At 68.6% G+C, this 17,458-nt stretch carries 17 protein-coding genes; 6 read left to right on the forward strand and 11 right to left on the reverse strand.

Annotated features, from left to right (window positions below; genetic code table 11):
* Positions 1-12: 12 nt before the first annotated feature.
* Positions 13-684 carry a DsbA family protein gene (locus E1832_RS12500; RefSeq protein ID WP_133360103.1) on the forward strand — a complete coding sequence of 224 codons (672 nt, stop codon included), beginning with the start codon at positions 13-15 and terminating at the stop codon, positions 682-684.
* The gene (locus E1832_RS12505; protein ID WP_133360104.1) at positions 681-1,799 is read left to right on the forward strand and encodes a CaiB/BaiF CoA transferase family protein; all 1,119 of its coding nucleotides are present in this window, start codon (positions 681-683) and stop codon (positions 1,797-1,799) included. Before E1832_RS12500 ends, E1832_RS12505 begins: the two co-directional genes overlap by 4 nt.
* A gap of 74 nt (positions 1,800-1,873) precedes the next feature.
* On the opposite strand, the gene lpxK is transcribed toward E1832_RS12505, so the two are convergent.
* From lpxK to E1832_RS12535, 6 genes are all read right to left on the reverse strand, one after another.
* A complete protein-coding gene (gene lpxK / locus E1832_RS12510; protein WP_133360105.1) occupies positions 1,874-2,878 on the reverse strand; it encodes a tetraacyldisaccharide 4'-kinase in 1,005 nt (334 codons plus the stop codon).
* Positions 2,865-4,091 carry a 3-deoxy-D-manno-octulosonic acid transferase gene (locus tag E1832_RS12515; RefSeq protein WP_133360106.1) on the reverse strand — a complete coding sequence of 409 codons (1,227 nt, stop codon included), beginning with the start codon at positions 4,089-4,091 and terminating at the stop codon, positions 2,865-2,867. Before E1832_RS12515 ends, lpxK begins: the two co-directional genes overlap by 14 nt.
* A 4-nt stretch (positions 4,092-4,095) precedes the next feature.
* A complete protein-coding gene (locus E1832_RS12520) occupies positions 4,096-4,338 on the reverse strand; it encodes a DUF4170 domain-containing protein (protein ID WP_133360107.1) in 243 nt (80 codons plus the stop codon).
* Positions 4,339-4,432: 94 nt separating this feature from the next.
* A complete protein-coding gene (locus E1832_RS12525) occupies positions 4,433-5,236 on the reverse strand; it encodes a 3'(2'),5'-bisphosphate nucleotidase CysQ (protein WP_133360108.1) in 804 nt (267 codons plus the stop codon).
* A complete protein-coding gene (locus E1832_RS12530; protein WP_133360109.1) occupies positions 5,223-6,569 on the reverse strand; it encodes a TldD/PmbA family protein in 1,347 nt (448 codons plus the stop codon). Before E1832_RS12530 ends, E1832_RS12525 begins: the two co-directional genes overlap by 14 nt.
* 124 nt (positions 6,570-6,693) lie before the next feature.
* Positions 6,694-8,217, reverse strand: coding sequence for a DUF2125 domain-containing protein (locus tag E1832_RS12535; protein ID WP_133360110.1), 1,524 nt, complete (start codon positions 8,215-8,217; stop codon positions 6,694-6,696).
* 128 nt (positions 8,218-8,345) lie between these two features.
* On the opposite strand from E1832_RS12535, the gene E1832_RS12540 reads away from it, so the two are divergent.
* A complete protein-coding gene (locus E1832_RS12540; protein ID WP_133360111.1) occupies positions 8,346-9,095 on the forward strand; it encodes an SDR family oxidoreductase in 750 nt (249 codons plus the stop codon).
* Positions 9,092-9,709, forward strand: a complete 618-nt coding sequence (locus E1832_RS12545) for an enoyl-CoA hydratase/isomerase family protein (RefSeq protein WP_133360112.1) — start codon at positions 9,092-9,094, stop codon at positions 9,707-9,709. Before E1832_RS12540 ends, E1832_RS12545 begins: the two co-directional genes overlap by 4 nt.
* An 8-nt stretch (positions 9,710-9,717) precedes the next feature.
* On the opposite strand, the gene E1832_RS12550 is transcribed toward E1832_RS12545, so the two are convergent.
* Positions 9,718-10,011 (reverse strand): HNH endonuclease family protein, encoded by a 294-nt coding sequence (locus tag E1832_RS12550; protein WP_133360113.1) that lies wholly within the window; start codon positions 10,009-10,011, stop codon positions 9,718-9,720.
* A 47-nt stretch (positions 10,012-10,058) separates the two neighbouring features.
* Here E1832_RS12550 and E1832_RS12555 point away from each other — a divergent pair, with 47 nt between their 5' ends.
* Positions 10,059-11,264 (forward strand): TIGR03862 family flavoprotein, encoded by a 1,206-nt coding sequence (locus tag E1832_RS12555; protein WP_280960207.1) that lies wholly within the window; start codon positions 10,059-10,061, stop codon positions 11,262-11,264.
* A 4-nt stretch (positions 11,265-11,268) separates the two neighbouring features.
* Here the strand turns inward: E1832_RS12555 and E1832_RS12560 are convergent, their stop codons facing one another.
* Positions 11,269-11,862, reverse strand: a complete 594-nt coding sequence (locus E1832_RS12560; RefSeq protein ID WP_133360114.1) for a glutathione S-transferase family protein — start codon at positions 11,860-11,862, stop codon at positions 11,269-11,271.
* A gap of 133 nt (positions 11,863-11,995) precedes the next feature.
* Here E1832_RS12560 and E1832_RS12565 point away from each other — a divergent pair, with 133 nt between their 5' ends.
* Positions 11,996-13,087 carry an Acg family FMN-binding oxidoreductase gene (locus E1832_RS12565; protein WP_206021050.1) on the forward strand — a complete coding sequence of 364 codons (1,092 nt, stop codon included), beginning with the start codon at positions 11,996-11,998 and terminating at the stop codon, positions 13,085-13,087.
* A gap of 273 nt (positions 13,088-13,360) precedes the next feature.
* On the opposite strand, the gene holA is transcribed toward E1832_RS12565, so the two are convergent.
* Genes holA through leuS form a run of 3 tightly spaced genes read right to left on the reverse strand, consistent with a single transcriptional unit; the run spans position 13,361 to position 17,413 of the window.
* Positions 13,361-14,386 carry a DNA polymerase III subunit delta gene (gene holA / locus E1832_RS12570; protein ID WP_133360115.1) on the reverse strand — a complete coding sequence of 342 codons (1,026 nt, stop codon included), beginning with the start codon at positions 14,384-14,386 and terminating at the stop codon, positions 13,361-13,363.
* The gene (gene lptE, locus E1832_RS12575) at positions 14,383-14,868 is read right to left on the reverse strand and encodes an LPS assembly lipoprotein LptE (protein ID WP_133360116.1); all 486 of its coding nucleotides are present in this window, start codon (positions 14,866-14,868) and stop codon (positions 14,383-14,385) included. Before lptE ends, holA begins: the two co-directional genes overlap by 4 nt.
* Positions 14,855-17,413 (reverse strand): leucine--tRNA ligase, encoded by a 2,559-nt coding sequence (gene leuS, locus E1832_RS12580; protein ID WP_133360117.1) that lies wholly within the window; start codon positions 17,411-17,413, stop codon positions 14,855-14,857. Before leuS ends, lptE begins: the two co-directional genes overlap by 14 nt.
* Positions 17,414-17,458 lie beyond the last annotated feature (45 nt).

A 17,458-nucleotide genomic window follows, 5' to 3' on the forward strand; every position in this document is an offset into this window, starting at 1 on the left:
AAAGGGGTACTGATGACCCGGAAACTTCCCGCGCTGCTCGCGGCTGTCCTTTTGCTGGCGGGCGCCTTCATCTTCGTCGACCGCCCGAACGGAGCCTCGGCCCCGCTGTTGATCGGCGCCGCCAATGCCGAGGAGACGGCACAGATCGATACCGCAAGCATCGCGGATATGGTCCAGGGCGCCGAGGATGCGCCGGTGACGATCATCGAATACGCCTCTTTTACCTGCCCGCATTGCGCGAATTTCCATGAGGGGCCGTACAAGAAGCTGAAGTCGGAGTATATCGACACCGGCAAGGTGCGCTTCATCTATCGCGAGGTGTATTTCGACCGCTACGGCCTCTGGGCCTCGATGATCGCGCGCTGCGGCGGACCCGAAAAATTCTTTGGCATCACCAACCTGATCTTCAAGGGGCAATCGGACTGGATCCGCGCCGGCGGCCCGACCGAGATCGTGGACGAACTGCGCAAGATCGGCCGCCTGGCCGGGCTGGAGAAGGACGGGCTCGAGGCCTGTCTGCAGGACGGCGCTAGCGCGCAGACGCTGGTCGCCTGGTACCAGCAGAACGCCGAGGCGGATGACATCACCGCCACCCCCAGCTTCATCGTCAATGGGCAAAAGGTGTCGAACCAGCCCTGGGACGAGTTCAAGGCGTTGATCGAGGCGGAGCTGGCCAAACAATGACCGCACCGCTTTCCGGCCTGAAGGTCGTCGAACTGGCCCGTATCCTGGCCGGCCCCTGGGCTGGCCAGACGCTGTCGGACCTCGGTGCGGAGGTGATCAAGGTCGAAAGCCCGGCGGGGGACGACACCCGCGCCTGGGGCCCGCCCTTTGTCGAGCGCGAGGGCGAGGTCTCGGCCGCCTATTTCCATTCGGCAAACCGCGGCAAGGCCTCGGTCATCGCCGATTTCACCGCCGAAGAAGGCCGCGAAAAGGTCCGGACGCTGGTGCGCGACGCCGATATCCTGATCGAGAATTTCAAAGTCGGCGGGCTGAAGAAATACGGACTCGACTATGACAGCCTGCGGCAGATCAATCCGCGGCTGATCTATTGCTCGATCACCGGGTTCGGCCAGGACGGGCCCTATGCCCACAGGGCGGGCTATGATTTCATCATCCAGGGCATGTCCGGGCTGATGTCGATCACGGGCGAGCCGGACGGCCAGCCGCAGAAATCCGGCGTGGCGATCACCGATATCTTCACCGGAATCTACGCGGTCACCGGCATTCTGGCGGCGCTGCATCAGCGCGAACGCACCGGGCGCGGCCAGCATGTCGACATGGCGTTGCTGGACGTGGCGGTGGCGGTGACCGCCAATCAGGCGATGAATTATCTCACCACCGGCACGCCGCCGGGGCGGATGGGAAATGCCCATATGAACCTGACCCCCTACCAGGTGTTCGATTGCGCCGACGGCCATATCATCATCGCCACCGGCAACGACGCGCAATACCGGCGACTGTGCCGGATCCTCGGGCTGGACGAGATGGCCGAGGCGCCGGAGTTCCTGCACAACAAGGACCGGATCGCCAACCGCCGGGTTATGATCGCCCGGCTCAACGGCGCCACCGCGCAGCGCTCCAAGGCAGATCTGCTCGCCGCCTGCGAGGCGGAGGGGGTGCCGGCCGGCCCGATCAACGACCTGGCCGAGGTGATGGCCGACCCGCAGGTGGTGGCGCGCGGCATGCAGATCGAGCTGGGCGGTGTGCCGGGCGTGCGCTCGCCGTTCAGATTCTCCGATTCCGAACTTTCGCTGCACCGTCCGGCGCCGAAACTGGGCGCGGACGACAAGGGCTAGGCGTCCGGCGATCCCGGCCGCGACAGGGCGATTTGCAAATACGGATGGCCTGCCCGCCGCACCTGGCGCAGAGGTCAGGGTGGCGGCGGTGCGGCTCTGCGCAGCAGGGCCCTGACCATCTCGCTCTCTTCCACCTGCAGCCGCACCGGCAGGGTGATTACCTTGCTGCGAAAATCCGGCGGCAGGCGAACGGCGTCCTTTTCGGTGGTCACCAGCTGCGCGCCCAATGCGCGCGCCTCGGTCTCCAGCCGGGCCATCAGCGCGCTCGACAGCGGCTGATGGTCGTCCAGAGGTTCGGCCCGGCGCAGATCGGCGCCAAGCCGGCGCAGGGTGGCAAAGAACTTCTCCGGCTGCCCGATCCCGGCAAAGGCCAGCACCGGCGTATCGCTCCAGTCCATGCCGGTCTGCAGCGGCGCCAGTTCGGCCCGGGCCCGCGGCACCGGGACCGCGCCAGACCAGATCCGGTCGAACCGTGCCTGTGCCTCCGCCCCGCCGATGGACAGAACCAGATCGGCCCGCGCCAGGCCGGTATCGACAGGTTCGCGTAGCGGACCGGCCGGCAGGCAGCGCCCGTTGCCAAAGCCCTGGGCGGCGTCGACCACGACGATCGAGGCGCTTTTTTGTACAGTCGGGTTCTGGAAACCGTCATCCAGCACGATCGCGGTGGCGCCCGCCGCCGCCGCCGCGCGGGCGCCGGCGGCGCGGTCTTTCGCCACCCAGACGTCGGCAAAGGCGGCCAGCAACAGCGGCTCGTCCCCGGTCTGGCTGGCGCGGTGGCGGGCCGGGTCGACCTGCACCGGGCCGGCCAGCCGCCCGCCATGGCCGCGGGTGACCACATGCGGCACATGGCCGATGCCGCGCAGCGCCTCGATCACCCAGATCACGGTCGGCGTCTTGCCGGTGCCGCCGACATTCAGATTGCCGACGCAGATCACCGGCACCCCGGGGATCAGGCCGGGTCCGCCACGCGCCAGCCGCCGGGCTGTGGCCCATGCATAGAGTGCGCCCAGCGGCGCCAGCAGCCGGGCCTGCCAGCCGGGCGCCTCGGGTGGGCGGATCCAGAAGTCAGGCGCGCGCATCGCGGGCCTCCTTCCGGTCCAGCAGATCCTGGATCAGCTCGATCAGATGATCGGTCACTGCGGCGCTTTCGGTGATGGTGTCCCAGCCGGCCAGCGCCATGGCGGCGGCATGATCGGGCGCCGAGAGCTGCACCACCGCCTGCGCCAGGGTCTCGGCGTCCTGTACGGCGCGGGCGGCCCTGGCCTGTGCCAGCCTGGCATAGGCCTCGGCGTGGTCCGCGATATTGGGCCCATACAGCACCGCCGATCCCAGCGCGGCGGCGGCAAAGGGGGCGTGGCCGGTGGCCCCCCCGGCCAGCGACCCGGCCATGAAGGTGATCGGAGCCATGCGATACCACAGGCCCAGATCCGAGCTGTCATCGCAGATCAGCAGTTGCACCTCTTCGCCTATGGGATCGCCGCCATGCCAGTCGGCAAACCGCAGCCCGGCGGCGCCGGCGGCCTCGGTCAGCGCGCCGGTCTCCCCCGGCTCGGCGGGAACCGCGACCAGCAACAGCCGGTGCTGGAACCGCAGGGCATCCCGATGGGCGGCCAGGACCGGCGCGAATTCCTCCGGTTGCAGATATGCGGCCAGCCACAGCGGCCGCCCCGAGAGCGCCTGTGCCGCCGCCGTCAGCGCGGTGTCCGGGCAGGGCGGCGGGCTGACCCCCATCAGCAGACGGGAATGCGCCTCGATCCTGGCCCCGGAAACGCCGAGGCGGCGCAGCTGCGTCGCGGCGGCGTCGCTGGCGGTCAGGATGGCGCCGAACCGCTCCAGGCAGGGGCGGGTGAGGTCGGTCAGCCATCCGGCGCGGCGGCGCGGCAGATCGCGGGCCTCCAGATCGGCCAGCACCATGACGGTGCCGCGGTCGGCGGCCAGACTGATCAGGTTGGGCATCAGATCCCCCCCGGTCCACAGGCACAGATCGGGTTTCCAGTGGTCGAGAAAGGCGCGCACCGCCAGCGGATGATCCGACATCACCGGCACCGGCACCGGATCGCGCCAGGGCGCGGCCACCGGAACCGAGGCATTCACCGTGATCAGCAGATTGACCTCGGGCCGCTGCGCCCGCAGCCGGGCGCCCAGATCGCGCAGCGCCAGGTGCCGCTCGGGGCTGGTGGCATGCATCCAGATCAGCGGCCCCCGGGGGCGCGGCGGCGGTGGATCCTGCACCGGCTGCGCCGTCCGCCAGGACAGCGCGCGATACATCGCCAGCCCCAGCGACAGCGGCATGGGCTCAGCCCAGCTCTTCGGTTGATGACGCTTCCTGTTCCTCGTCGCGCAGCCGGTGGATATGGGCGATGAAATAGCGCATATGCGCGTCGTCCACAGTGCGCTGCGCCTCGGCCTTCCAGGCGGCATAGGCGGACTCGTAATCGGGGAACATGCCGACGATATGGATGTTGTCGACATCCTTGAACGTGCTTTTCGACGGGTCGACCAACTCGCCGCCGAAGACCAGGTGAAGACGTTGGGTCATATCGGCATCCTTTCCGATGTTCGGGTGTCCGGGCTGCCGGCACCCTACGCCCTGTCGGTGTGGCGTCAAGGCGGGGCCGGGGCCGGATCGCGGCTCAGGCGGGGGCGATGTCGGGATCATGCGGCTCCAGCGCCGCGCTGAGCCGGGCATGCAGCGAACGGCCGGCGGCAAGCACGCCATTGACCTGCGGTTGCGGGTTGTTGAAGCGCAGCGGCGCACCGCGCCGGTCGGTGCAGACCGCGCCGGCCTCCTGCAGGATCAGATCGCCGGCGGCGATATCCCATTCCCAGCTGGGGCGCAGGGTCATCATGCCGTCGTAGCGCCCCTGCGCCACCAGCGCCATGCGATAGGCCAGCGACGGCCGATAGGCGCGGCGAAAGCCGGGCGCGGCCCCGGCGCGCCAGTGCCGGGCCTCCAGATTGGGACGGGTGGCCAGGATCTGTGCCTTGTCCAGATCGCGGCTTGCGCTGGCGGCGATCGGATCGCCGTTGAGGCGCGCGCCTGCCCCGCGCCCGGCGCTGTAGAGCAGATCGCACATCGGCAGATAGATCACCGCGGCGGTGACCTCGCCGCGCTCGGCGATGGCCAGGGCATGGGCCCAGGTCCGCTCTCCGGCGGCAAAGCTGCGGGTGCCGTCGATGGGATCGATGATGAACACCCGGTCGCGTTTCAGCCGCTCGCTGCCGTCCTCGCTTTCCTCCGACAGCCAGCCGTAATCGGGCCGGGCGGCGCGCAGCCGGTCCTCGAGCATCTCGTTCACCGCCAGGTCCGCCTCGGTCACCGGACCGGCGCCTTCGGGCTTGTCCCAGCGCCGCGCCTCGGGTCCGCTATAGCTGCAGGCGATCTCGCCCGCCGCGCGGGCGGCGTCGATCAGCAGGGACAGGTCAGGTTCCGGCAAGCGTCATTCCTTCGATCAGCAAAGAGGGCACCACACGGGACAGATAGGTACGCGCATCGTTGGCCGGAATGATCCGCAGCAACATGTCGCGCAGATTGCCGGCGATGGTGCATTCGTTGACCGGGTAGGCGATCTCGCCTTTCTCGACCCAGAGGCCGGCGGCGCCACGCGAATAATCGCCGGTATTGGGGTTGATGGTCGCGCCGATCAGAGAGGTGACCAGCAGCCCGGTGCCCATGTCGCGGATCAGTTCGGCGCGGCTGGCCTCGCCCGGGCTGAGCGCGATGTTCCAGGTGGCCGGCGCGGGGGTCGAGGAGACGCCGCGCGCGGCGTTGCCGGTGGGCGCCATTCCCAGTTGCCGGGCGCTGGCCAGATCCAGCGTCCAGCCGGTCAGCACCCCCTTGTCCACGATGGCGCGCCGCCGGGTCGGCAGCCCCTCGGCATCGAAGGGGCGCGAGCCGCCGATGCGGGGGCGATGCGGATCCTCGATCACCGACAGATGTTCGGGCAGCACCGGTTTGCCCAGATCGTCCTTCAGCCAGGACGAGCCGCGCGCCACGGCCGCGCCATTGGCGGCGGCCAGCAGATGCCCGATCAGCGACGCGGCGATGCGTTCGTCGAACAGCACCGGGAATTGCCCGGTTTTCGGCTTGCGCGCGCCCAGCCGCGCCACCGCGCGCTCACCCGCCAGCGCGCCGATCACCTCGGGGCTGCGCAGGTCGGACTGAAAGCTGCGGCTGTCGCCATCGTAATCGCGTTCCATCCCGGTGCCGGTCCCCGCGATCGCCACGCAGGACGTGGAGCGCCCTGTGCGCGTATAGCCGCCGGAAAATCCGTTGGTGGCGGCCAGATGCACCGCGTGCCGGCTGTAAGAGGCGCCGGCGGCCTGCACCTGGGCAACGCCCCCGATCGCCAGCGCGGCGGCTTCGGCGGCCAGCGCATCGGCCTGCAGCGCCGCAGGCGCCGGTTCGGGCGAAGGATCCTCGAGTTCGAGCGCGGCGGTGTCCCAGCCGCGGGCCAACTGGCCGGGGTCGGCCAGGCCCGCATAGGGGTCTTCGGGGGTTTCCCGCGCCATGGCGACGGCGCGCTCGGCCATGTCGGCCAGCGTTTCGGGCCGGCTGTCCGAGGCCGATACATTCGCCTGCCGCCGTCCGATCAGAACGCGCAGCCCGATGTCGGTGCTTTCCGACCGCTCGGCCTTTTCCAGTGTGCCGGCGCGGACATCGACCTCGACCGATCCGCCGCTGATGGCGATGGCGTCGGCGGCCTCGGCGCCGGCCTTGCGCGCGGCGGCCAGCATGGCGTGGCACAGCTCTTCGAGGGATTGGGTCATGGGCGCCCCTGTTTGCGAAAGTCCTGCCGTGAGGTAGCCCCGGAACGTCCGCGCCGCAAGGGAGCGGACGCAAAACGGGGCCGGCATGGACCGGCCCCGCAGCATGTCCCCCGGGGGGACAGGATCACTTCAGCCGTTGACCGTTGGCCAGGATCTGGCCCTGATCGTTGATCACGATCTCGGAATTCAGCGTATCGGGGCCGTCGCCCGGAACCGCCACCATGCTCATCATCATGCGCGCGCCGGTGGCGTCCTCGTCCGACATCAGCCCCATCTGGATCAGCCGGTCGATCAGCCCGTTGGCCCCGGACAGCGCGAGACTGGCCGTGCCCGACGGCGCCGGAATCCCGTCAAAGCTCTCCATATCGCTGTTGTCGAAGGTGAAGTCGCCGCTGCCGGTCAGCTCGGCGCCGGCGGCCGAGACCCGCAGCGCGTTGATCGTCAGCGCATGCAGCTCGCCCGGGGGGGTGTCACTGCCCTCGATCGTCTCGGCGATCGCCGGGTCGAGCAGATCGGCCAGCAGCCGCACCTTGCCGCTCAGGTCCACGATGATGGTCGCCGGATCGCGCGGCAGGATCGCGCCCGGATCGAAGATGCCCCAAAGCTGTTCGGGCATGGTGAAATCGGCAATGGTCAGCCCAAAGGCAAAGGGTTGTTGCGCCTCAGAGCTGGCCACCGGAATATCGAGCGCAAAGGCGGCCTTCTGCATGGCGATGGCGATGGGAAACGGCAGCTCGGCGGTTTCCATGGTGATCCGGCTCTGGTTCTGCGACACCTCATAGGCCAGATGCGCCGCATCCATGGCAACCGATGCCATGCCCCCTTCGGAGGTGGAGGTCACGGCGAATGCCTCACCGTCGCCGGTGCCCGACATATCGCCGTTCCCCGCCGCATAGGTGAAGGTGCCGTCGAAACCGAACCCGGCCTTGAGCATCTGCGGCAGGTCCGTCGCGTCCATCTGCAGCGGCATCGTCCCCGACCCTTCGAAGCCGAGTTTCTGCATGCTGCCGCGGAAGGTCGCGGCATCCTCGGATTCGGGATCGTCGAAGGCCATGTCATAGGACACGTCCGCCGCCTTCATGTCCTGCTCATAGTTGCGCATGTCGGTCAGCCGCATACGGGTGCTGCTGATCACGTTGCTCAGCGACGCGGTCATGCGCAGAACTTCTGGCGGCAGGAGATCGCCCTCGACCGTCAGGGTATCCAGCGCCACCGCGATCCTGGCGGCGGTATAGTTATAGGTCATGTCGTCGGGCGCGCCCGACACCACCATCGCGGCCCCGGTCTGGGTCAGTCCGATCACCGCCGTCACCTGATCGGTTCCGTCGGTCACGTCAAAGGTGAGCGGCATGCGCGCCGGCATCACCACATTGACGGTGCCATCGCCGTTCTCGGTGAACTCCAGCCGGTCGAGCAGGATCGAGACGGTGCCCTGGTCCTCGGGCATTTGCAGCGCCATGCTGAGGTCGCTGACCGTAAGCGTGCCGCCGGACATGCTTTCGCTGGCGGTGATCTGGTAACCTGCGGCGGACAGATACCCGCGCCAGTCCGACCAGACGTCCTGCGCGGCCAGGTCGGCGAGCGCGCCATTGGCCGCGCATGACAGGATCAGCGCCAGGGCGGATCCGCGCGAAAGGTAAGCCATCATGAAAATATCCTCCTGGAAAACTTTGCTCTATCGTCCGTCCTGCGCGGCGGGGCGTCAAGGGGGAAGCACTGGACCGGCGCGTCACGGCGCAGTACCACTTGGCCGACAGGAATGCAGGGGAGCGGTCAATGGACATGACAGGAAAAACGGTACTGATCACCGGCGCCAGCCGGGGCATCGGTGCCGAGGCGGGGCGGGTCTTTGCGGGTGCCGGCGCCAATGTGATTCTGCTGGCGCGCAGCGCCGGTGCGGTCAAGGCGCTGGCGGATGAGATCGGCCCGCAGGCGGTGGCGGTGGGCGCCGATGTCAGCCGCTATTGCGATGTCGAGGCGGCGGTGCAGACCGCGCTCGACCGCTTTGGCGGGCTCGACGTGCTGATCGGCAACGCCGGGGTGATCGAGCCCATCGCCCAGTTGGCCGAGGCCGACCCGGGCGACTGGGGTCAGGTCATCGACATTAACCTCAAGGGCGTGTTCTACGGCATGCGCGCGGCGGTTCCCGCGATGCGAAAGGCGGGCGGCGGCAGCATCCTGACCATCAGTTCCGGCGCGGCGCATAACGCACTGGAAGGGTGGAGCCACTACTGCGCCTCCAAGGCCGGCGCGGCGATGCTGACCGCCTGTCTCGACAAGGAGGAGCGGGCAAACGGCATCCGCGCCATGGGTCTGAGCCCCGGCACCGTGGCGACGCAGATGCAGCGCGAGATCAAGGCCAGTGGCGTCAACCCGATCAGCCAGCTCGACTGGTCCGACCATATCCCGCCCGACTGGCCGGCGCGCACGCTGCTGTGGATGTGCTCGTCCGATGCCGACGATTTCATCGGCACCGAGATTTCCCTGCGCGAAGAGGCGATCCGCCGCCGGGTGGGCTTGATATGATCCGGCTGGAGCAGGACGGCGGCCTTTGGATCGTTACCATCGACCGCCCGGAAAAGGCCAATTCGCTGACCCCCGAGATGCTGGAGGAACTGGTCCGCATCGCCGAGGCGGCGGGCGAGGCACGCGCGCTGATCCTGACCGGCACCGGCAAGGTGTTCAGCGCCGGCGCCGATCTGGAGGCGGCGAAAACAGGCCTGGCCACCTCGCCGCTTTGGGAGCGGCTCTCGGGTGCCATCGCGCGGCTGCCGGGCCTGACCGTCGCGGCGCTGAACGGCACGCTGGCGGGCGGTGCGATGGGCATGGCGCTGGCCTGCGATCTGCGCATTGCGGTGCCGACGGCCAAGGTGTTCTACCCGGTGATGAAGCTGGGGTTCCTGCCGCAGCCGTCGGACCCCGGCCGGATGATCGACCTGATCGGGCCGGCGCGGACCAAGATGATCCTGATGGGCGGGCAGAAGATCACGGCCGAGGAGGCCTGTGCCTTTGGCCTGATCGACCGGATCGTCGAGCCCGATGCGCTGATGGAGACCGCGCGGGACTTGGTGGCCGATACCTGCGCCGCCGATCCGGAGGTTGCCCGGGCGATCGGGGCGCTTTGTGCGCCCGGGGCTTGAGCCGGGCTCTAACGTTTGCGGCGCTTGCCCGGCACCTTCGAGCGGAAGCCGGGCGGGCGTTTGCCCACCCAGGCGATGAATTTGGCCAGCCGGGGGTGGGCTTGCAGCGCCGGGATGGTGGCATAGTCGCGGGCCAGTTCCGCCTCGGTCAGGGTGGCGTGGATCTCGCGGTGGCAGATATCGTGCAGCAGCACCAATGGTCCGCCCTTGCCGCCCTTCAGCTTCGGCATCAGGTGGTGCAGGCTTTGCGGCACACCGGGCGGGATAGGGCGGCCGCAGAGGGGGCAGATCGGATCTTGCATTGGATCTGGCAGCGGGCCGGTTGAACAGAGTGGATCGGAGGATCAGCGTGACCGAGAGCCGCACAGAGGACAACCCCCGCGCCTTGGTGGTGGGCGGCGGCCCGGCCGGGCTGATGGCGGCCGAGATGCTGGCGCGCGCCGGGATTTCTGTTCTGGTGGCCGAGGCGAAGCCCTCCATCGGGCGCAAATTCCTGATGGCGGGGAAATCCGGGCTGAACCTGACCAAGGATGAGCCGTTCGACGACTTCCTGCGCGCTTATGGCGATGCGGCCGACTGGCTGCGCCCGATGCTGGAGGCATTCGGGCCGGACGCGGTGCAGGACTGGGCGCGCGGGCTGGGGCAGGAGGTGTTCAGCGGCTCCACCGGGCGGGTGTTTCCGCGGGCGATGAAGGCCTCGCCGCTCTTGCGGGCTTGGCTGGCGCGGCTGGAGGGGCTGGGTGTGACATGGCGCACCCGCTGGCGCTGGACCGGCTGGGAGGGTGGCGCGCTGACCTTCGATACGCCGGAGGGCGCGGTGAAGATCACGCCGGGGGTGACGGTGCTGGCGCTGGGCGGGGCGAACTGGGCGCGGCTCGGCTCCGACGGGGCCTGGGCGCCGCTTCTGGCGGGGCGCGGCGTGGAGCTGACGCCCTTTGCGCCCGCCAACGCCGGGCTCTGCGTGGACTGGTCCGAGCCGATGCGCGCGCGATTCGGTGCGCCGATCAAGGGCGTGCGGTTCAGCGCCGGGCGGCTCGCCTCGCGCGGCGAGGCGGTGATTTCCGGGCGGGGGCTGGAGGGCGGAGGGATCTACCCGCTGACCCCGGCGCTGCGCGAGGGTGCGCCGCTGGTGGTCGATCTGCTGCCCGATCTGGATGCGGCGACAGTCACCGCGCGCCTTTCCCGCCCGCGCGGCAAGGCGAGCCTCGCCAACCACCTGCGCAAGGCGCTCGGGCTCGATCCGGCGCGGCTGGCGCTGGCGCAGGAATTCGGCCGCCCGCTGCCCGCCGACCCGGCGGCGCTGGCGCGGCTGGTCAAGGCGCTGCCGATCCGCCACGCGGGGCTGCGCCCGATGGACGAGGCGATTTCCACCGCCGGCGGCGTCGCCCGCGCGGCGCTGGACGACGGCCTGATGTTGCGCGTGCTGCCGGGCACCTATTGCGCCGGCGAGATGCTGGACTGGGAGGCACCGACGGGCGGCTATCTGCTGACCGCCTGCCTGGCCACCGGGCGCCGGGCGGGCCGCGCCGCGGCGGCCCGTCTGGGCGCGGGTTAGGGGCTCAGCCCTCGCTCAGCGCGCGCACCCGCTTGAACGCCTCGCGCCCGCGCATCGCCTTGGTATAGGCCAGCAGCCGCTCATTCTCGACCGGGAACTTGGCACCAAAGGCCCAGTTCAGGCAGTGCACGCAGATGATATCGGCTATGGTCATCTGCTCGCCCTGCAGGAACGGCCCGACGAACCGCTCTGCAAGCCGGTCGAGATTGCGGGCGAATTCCCACTTCAGGCTGCCCGAGACCTCCGGCACGCGGCGCTCCTTGGGCAGCACGAATGAGTGCCGCGCTGCGGTCCAGAGAACCGCGTCGAATTCGTCGAGGAGCGTATGCGTCAGCGCGTCCTGCCGGGCGCGCTCGACGCTGCCGGCGGGATAGGTCAGCTTGCCATGCTTGTCGGCCAGATAGGTCAGGATCGCCGTGGAATCGGTCAGCACCGCGTCGCCGTCCACCAGGATCGGCACCTTGCCCGAGGGGTTCAGCGCGCGCGCCGCCTCGCTCTGCGGTTTGGTGTCGTGGTATTCATAGGTTTCGCCCAGTTCCTCCAGCATCCAGAGCACGCGAAACGCGCGGCTGGCGACACTGCCATAGACCTTGTACATCGGTTTCTCCCTTTTTCCCTCGGGGGCACTTTCCGCTGGAGTGGGCCGGGCCGCAAGGGGCGGTTTGAGCCAGGTCAATCCGATGTTACCTTTGCCGTGTAGGGTTCCGCCGAAACCGGCAGGAGAGGGTGCGATGACCAAACTGACACGACGGCTCATGCTGATCGGCGGCGGGCTGACGGTCGCCGGTCTGGGCGCGGACGCGGCGTTGCAATTGCGCAAAGGGCCCTATGATGCGGCGCTGGCGCGGATGGGGCGGCCGCTGCCCGTCGCGCCCGGTATGGCCGATCTGGTCCGATATGCCACGTTGGCGGCGAACGGGCACAACACCCAGCCTTGGCTGTTCTCGGCGGGAGAGGGCGGCGTGACCGTGCGGCCCGATTTCAGCCGCCGGACGCCCGTGGTCGACCCGGACGATCATCACCTTTTCGCCAGTCTCGGCTGTGCGGCGGAAAACCTGTCGATCGCCGCCCGTGCGCGCGGGATGGGAGGGGAGGTGGAGGCATCAGCGCCTGACGCGGGGCTGCATGTCGACCTGACGCCGGGGACAGAGGAGCCGCAACCCCTGCTCACCGCGATCCCCGAGCGGCAGAGCACGCGGGGGCTCTATGACGGCAGCAAACTCGGCACCGAGGAGGCGGGGCGGCTGGTCCGGGCCGCCGCCGCGCATGGGGTCGAGGCGCTCTATCTCGATGCGCCGGAGCGGATCGAAGAGGTGCTGGCGCTGGTGATCGAAGGCAATACCCGGCAGGTGAACGACCCGGCGTTCGTGACCGAGCTGAAGGCCTGGCTGAGATTCAATCCGGTGCAGGCGGCGCAAAGGGGCGACGGGTTGTTCGCCGGCTCCTCGGGCAATCCGTCGCTCCCCGGCTGGCTTGGGCCGCGGCTGTTCGATCTGGTGTTCACCGCCGATGCCGAGAATGGGAAATGCGCTGAACAGCTGCGCTCTTCGGCCGGGCTGGTGGTGCTGGTCGCGCCCGAGGACAATCCGCGCGGCTGGGTGGCGGCGGGGCGCGCCTGCCAGCGGGTGATGTTGCAGGCGACGCTGGACGGGCTGAAATGCGCCTTTCTCAACCAGGCGGTGGAGGTGCCGGCGATGCGGGCGGAGCTGCGCCGCCTGCTGGGGCTGGGCGAGCGGCGGCCCAATCTGGTGCTGCGGGTGGGGCGCGGCCCGGCGCTGCCGAAATCGCTGCGCCGTCCGGTGGCGGAGGTCTTGCAGGGGTAGGGGGCTGTTTGCCGAGCATTGTTCGAAACCCCTGCCGCACTCCTCTGAGCTAAGCCCCCTGCGCGGAACAAGGCCGCAGGCCGCCGCGCAAGCGCCGGACCGTCCCCACGGTCTGGCGCTGTGTCAACGTAGGCGCATCGATCAGAGGTCGTCCGGATTTGGCTGCGATAAAGTGGTCCGAATTGCCGTTGCGAGCGCCGGCCCCCGGTCCGGCGCGTGCGCGGCTTGTTCTGTGGGTAAACGACAGCGCCTCGACGGTCTTATTGCGATCTATTACCGCCGCCCCAGCATCGCCAGCCGGATCAGTGCCCGTTCCATCACCGCCATGGCCGGTGCCGTCTGTCCGGCCGAGCGCAGATGGAGGTCGGTATCCGTGAGCAGGCTCAGCGCGGTTTCCAGATTGGCCGCGCCCCAGCCTTGCGCCTGTCGCACGATGCGGTCGCGCCGCTTGCCATAGACCGGCGGGCGCAACCGGTCGACGCCCGCCGCGGCGCCGCCGGGGTCGGAGGCGGCGGTATAGAGTGTGCGGAAATGGCGGGTGGCCCCGATGCAGAGCGAGACCGCGTTGGTTCCCTGCGCCTGCAACCGGCCGAGCAGCGGCCCGATCTCGCCCACGCGCCCCTCGGCCACCACGTCGAGCATGTCGTCCAGCGCCGCCTCGGTCGAGCGCGGCGCGCAGGCCTCGACATCCGCCAGCGAAACGGGGAGGTCGTCGGCGAATTTGTACAGCGCCAGCTTTTCGATCGTCTGGGCGAAATCCCCCGGCCCCAATGCGTTGGCCAGATCGGTCAGCGCCGCCATGGTGTCGCGCGGAATGTCGCGGAGGCCCTTTTCGGTCAGCGTCCGCTCGATCTCATCGCGCGAGGGGGGGGCGTCGTAAAGGCCGAGGGCAAAGGCATTGGGATGCGCCTCGAACGCCTTGCGCAGCCTGGAGGTTGCCTTGAGCGCGCCGGCGGTCACCACGATCTGCGCGTCGCCCGCGGCCCAGTCCGTCAGCGCGGTCAGGATCGCCGGGGCGGCGGCGTCGCCGGCGTCTTCGACAAAGACAGCGCGGGCCCCGGGAAAGAATCCGACCGCCTTGACCGCGTCGAGCAGCTGCGCCGGATCCTTGCGCAGGTCGCCCCCGGCAAGGCGGGTGAGGCGCATCTCTTCCTCGGCGCCCTCGCCCAGCAGCGCCTTGAGCAGGTTTTGCCGCTTGATCGCGACCCGCATCGCGTCGGCGCCATAGATCAGGATACCGGTCCTGTCCGGGTCGGGCCGGGCGAAATAGCGGTCCGCCTCGCGCGCAGACAGTTTCATTCCGGCAGGTCCGCCGTTGCGTAAAGACGGGTGACCAGCTGATCGGCGAGGATGGCCATCAGCCGTTCGCGCGCGTCGCGTTCGCCGGCGAGCGTTTCGACGGTGGTGCCGGTGGCGGAATAGCCGGTGAAGTTGCTGACCTGTCCCGAGGCCACCACCGTGCCGCCGTCCCGCGCGGTCAGAACATAGTCGAGTCGCCCCACCAGGCTGTAGCGGGTGGTCTCGTTGGTCGCGGTCACCGCCTGGCCTTCGGTTTCGGTGGCGAGCGTGTAGCTCAGGTCATAGGCCGGGGCCTGGGCGCGGCCCAGGCTGTCCTCGAGCCGGCGCACCAGGATGTACTCATCGGGCGAGTCGGGTTCCTGCACAAGAACAAGGCCGCGCAGCGCGCTGCCGTTGCCGCCGGGGCCGTAGACAGGGGTAAAGCCGCAGGCGGCCAGCGCCAGCGGCAGGATCAGCAGGCTTCTGCGGTCAAATGACGACATTCACGATCCGTCCGGGGACGACGATCACCTTTTTCGGCGCCGCCCCGTCCAGCGCCTTTTGCACAGCCTTCACCGCCAGCGCGGCTTTTTCAACCTCTGCCTTGTCCATATCCTTGGGCACGCTGATTTCCGCGCGCCGCTTGCCGTTGACCTGGATCGGCAGGGTCACGGTGTCGTCGATCAGCATCGCCGCATCGGCCACCGGCCAGGGCGCGGTGGCAATCAGCCCCTCGCCGCCCAGCAGCGACCAGACCTCTTCGGACAGGTGCGGGGTCAACGGCGACATCAGCTGCGCCAGCGTCAATGCCGCCTGCCGCTTGGCCGCGCCGCCGGCCTTGGATTTGGCCAGGGTGTTGGTAAAGGCGTAGAGTTTGGCGATCGCGGCGTTGAAGCCAAAGCTTTCGACGCCGCCGGTGACATCATGGATGCACTTGTGCATCTCGCGCAGCAGCGCGGTGTCGTCATCGGTCGCGGGGGCATTGGCGTCGATCTCGGCGGCCAGACGCCAGACGCGCGACAGATGCTTGAACGCGGCCTCGGCGCCGGCGGCGGTCCACTCCACGTCCCGCTCCGGCGGGCTGTCGGAGAGGACGAACCAGCGCGCGGTATCGGCGCCATAGGCCGAGATGATGCTGACCGGATCGACCACGTTCTTCTTTGACTTCGACATTTTGGCCGAGGGGATGATCTCGACGGCCTCGCCGGTTTCCTTCAGATGGCCGTTCTCGACCTCTTCGGGCAGGTGATAGACCGGGCGCCCCTTGGCGTCGCGGGTCTGGTAGATCTCATGCGTCACCATGCCTTGCGTGAACAGCGCGTCGAAGGGCTCGATCGCCTTCTTGGGCAGGTGGCCGGTGATGTTCATCGCGCGGGCGAAGAAGCGCGAATAAAGCAGGTGCAGGATCGCGTGCTCGATGCCGCCGATGTACTGGTCGACGTTCATCCAGTATTCGGCCTCTTCCGCCACTGTCGGGGTCTTCGCGTGCGGGGCGGTGAAGCGGGCGTAGTACCAGGACGAATCGACGAAGGTGTCCATGGTGTCGGTTTCGCGCCGCGCCGGCGCGCCGCATTTCGGGCAGGCGCAGTCGCGCCAGCTTGGATGCCGGTCGAGCGGGTTGCCGGGGATGGAAAAGTCGATCGGCTTGCCGTCTTCGTCATAGGGCAGCTGGACCGGCAGGTTCTCTTTCTTTTCAGGCACGACGCCGCAGGCGTCGCAATGCACCACCGGGATCGGGCAGCCCCAGTAGCGCTGGCGGGACAGGCCCCAGTCGCGCAGGCGGAATTGCACCTTGCCTTGGCCCAGCCCGTTCTTTTCGGCCCAGTCGATGGTGGCGTCGATGGCCTCTTGCCCGGTCGCCACCTCGATGCCGGCGGGCTGGTCGATCCAGCGCACTTTTTCGGCTTTCGGCGGCACAAAGGCGGTGTTTTCAACCCGCGCGTCGCTGTCCATGGCGGTGAAGGTGTCGATCACCGGCAGGCCGTACTTGCGGGCAAAGTCCAGGTCGCGCTGGTCATGCGCCGGGCAGCCAAAGATCGCGCCGGTGCCGTAATCCATCAGCACGAAATTGGCGACCCAGACCGGCAGGGTCCGGTCGGGGTCAAGCGGGTGGCGCACGGTCAGCCCGGTGTCAAAGCCGCGCTTTTCGGCCTTTTCCAGCTCGGCCTCGGACGTGCCCAGTTTGCGGCAGTCGGCGTTGAAGGCGGCCAGATCGGGGTTGTCGGCCTCCAGCGCCCTGGACAGCGGGTGATCGGTGCTGAGCGCCATGAAGCTGGCCCCGGCCAGGGTGTCGGGGCGGGTGGTGTAGATCTCGATGCCGTCATGCCCGTGGACGGGGGCGGTCAGATCAAAGCTCATCTGCAGCCCGCGCGACTTGCCGATCCAGTTTTCCTGCATCAGCCGCACCTTGGCGGGCCAGTTCTCCAGCCCGTCGAGCGCCTCGAGCAGCTCCTCGGCCATGTCGGAGATCTTGAAGAACCACTGGGTCAGCTCGCGCCGCTCCACCTCGGCGCCCGAGCGCCAGCCCTTGCCGTCGATCACCTGTTCGTTGGCCAGCACGGTCATGTCGACCGGGTCCCAGTTCACCACCGCGTTCTTGCGATAGACCAGGCCCGCGCCCAGCATGTCGAGGAACAGCGCCTGCTGCTGGCCGTAATATTCCGGGTCGCAGGTGGCGAATTCGCGGGACCAGTCGATCGACAGGCCCAGCGGCTTCATCTGGCCGCGCATGTCGGCGATGTTGCCATAGGTCCAGTCCTTGGGGTGCCCGCCCGAGGCCATGGCGGCGTTCTCGGCCGGCATCCCGAAGGCGTCCCAGCCCATCGGATGCAGCACGTTGTGGCCGGTGGCCAGCTTGTAGCGCGCGATCACGTCGCCCATGGTGTAGTTGCGCACGTGGCCCATATGAATGCGCCCCGACGGGTAGGGGAACATCTCGAGCACATAGTATTTCGGCTTGTCGGCACTGCGCCGTGCGGTGAAGATCCCGGCCTTTTCCCAGGCCTCTTGCCATTTGGCTTCGATTTCAGCGGCAGAGTAACGCGACATCGTTGCGGTCCTTTGAATGAAAACGCCGGGTGAAAACCCGGCGTG

It is taken from the genome of Antarcticimicrobium luteum, assembly GCF_004358185.1.
Classification (GTDB): Bacteria; Pseudomonadota; Alphaproteobacteria; order Rhodobacterales; family Rhodobacteraceae; genus Antarcticimicrobium; species Antarcticimicrobium luteum.

Coding starts and splice junctions, on each gene's coding strand:
- lpxK (WP_133360105.1), bottom strand. CDS start 2,878: ATGCGCGCGCCTGACTTCTGGATCCGCCCACCCGAGGCGCCCGGCTGG.
- E1832_RS12505 (WP_133360104.1), top strand. CDS start 681: ATGACCGCACCGCTTTCCGGCCTGAAGGTCGTCGAACTGGCCCGTATC.
- E1832_RS12520 (WP_133360107.1), bottom strand. CDS start 4,338: ATGACCCAACGTCTTCACCTGGTCTTCGGCGGCGAGTTGGTCGACCCG.
- E1832_RS12540 (WP_133360111.1), top strand. CDS start 8,346: ATGGACATGACAGGAAAAACGGTACTGATCACCGGCGCCAGCCGGGGC.
- lptE (WP_133360116.1), bottom strand. CDS start 14,868: ATGTCGTCATTTGACCGCAGAAGCCTGCTGATCCTGCCGCTGGCGCTG.
- E1832_RS12500 (WP_133360103.1), top strand. CDS start 13: ATGACCCGGAAACTTCCCGCGCTGCTCGCGGCTGTCCTTTTGCTGGCG.
- E1832_RS12565 (WP_206021050.1), top strand. CDS start 11,996: ATGACCAAACTGACACGACGGCTCATGCTGATCGGCGGCGGGCTGACG.
- E1832_RS12560 (WP_133360114.1), bottom strand. CDS start 11,862: ATGTACAAGGTCTATGGCAGTGTCGCCAGCCGCGCGTTTCGCGTGCTC.
- E1832_RS12545 (WP_133360112.1), top strand. CDS start 9,092: ATGATCCGGCTGGAGCAGGACGGCGGCCTTTGGATCGTTACCATCGAC.
- E1832_RS12530 (WP_133360109.1), bottom strand. CDS start 6,569: ATGACCCAATCCCTCGAAGAGCTGTGCCACGCCATGCTGGCCGCCGCG.
- holA (WP_133360115.1), bottom strand. CDS start 14,386: ATGAAACTGTCTGCGCGCGAGGCGGACCGCTATTTCGCCCGGCCCGAC.
- E1832_RS12515 (WP_133360106.1), bottom strand. CDS start 4,091: ATGCCGCTGTCGCTGGGGCTGGCGATGTATCGCGCGCTGTCCTGGCGG.
- E1832_RS12550 (WP_133360113.1), bottom strand. CDS start 10,011: ATGCAAGATCCGATCTGCCCCCTCTGCGGCCGCCCTATCCCGCCCGGT.
- E1832_RS12535 (WP_133360110.1), bottom strand. CDS start 8,217: ATGATGGCTTACCTTTCGCGCGGATCCGCCCTGGCGCTGATCCTGTCA.
- leuS (WP_133360117.1), bottom strand. CDS start 17,413: ATGTCGCGTTACTCTGCCGCTGAAATCGAAGCCAAATGGCAAGAGGCC.